Genomic DNA, 549 nt, shown 5'->3' with positions numbered 1-549 from the left:
GAGACGACTGTTGGCCTCGACGGACATACCGCATCCCGATGTTCTTCGCCGCGTTGTAATCTGCGTTCGCCTCCGACTCGCACTTCACGCACCGGAAATCGGTGCGAGTCGGGCGATTTTCGTCTGCCGTGAACCCACACTCGGCGCACCGCTTCGATGTGTACGCCGACCCGACTTGCTTCACCGAGATTCCTTCCGCTTCGGCTTTATATTCCACCTGTTCGTAGAGCGTTCGGAACGCCCACTTGTGTCCCCACGACGCTCCCGTACGGTCGCGGATATTGGTTAGATCCTCAAACGCGATCACGTCGCACTCGTACCCGAGCGCTTCCGAGACGATGGCGTTGGATGCTCGGTGGAGTACATCTCGAACGTAGCGAAGTTCACGGCCGCTCGATCGTTCGAGCGTCCGATGAGCACTCCTCGTCCCGGTCTGTTGGAGTCCGGCGCGTACCTTCTCGAACTCGTGGAGATCGTGGGTTAACTCCCGCCCGCTGAAGAAGGAGGCGGTGCTTGTGACGGCGAGGTTTTCGATACCGAGATCAACCC

At 59.6% G+C, this 549-nt stretch carries 1 protein-coding gene; it reads right to left on the bottom strand.

Features of this window, described 5'->3' with window-relative positions; genetic code table 11:
* On the bottom strand, window positions 1–549 hold a 549-nt coding region (locus EXE45_RS17585; RefSeq protein ID WP_137695094.1), incomplete at both ends, for an RNA-guided endonuclease TnpB family protein.

It is taken from the genome of Halorubrum sp. SP9 (assembly GCF_005435015.1).
GTDB lineage: Archaea > Halobacteriota > Halobacteria > Halobacteriales > Haloferacaceae > Halorubrum > Halorubrum sodomense.
This window is presented reverse-complemented; position numbering and strand designations above follow the sequence as displayed.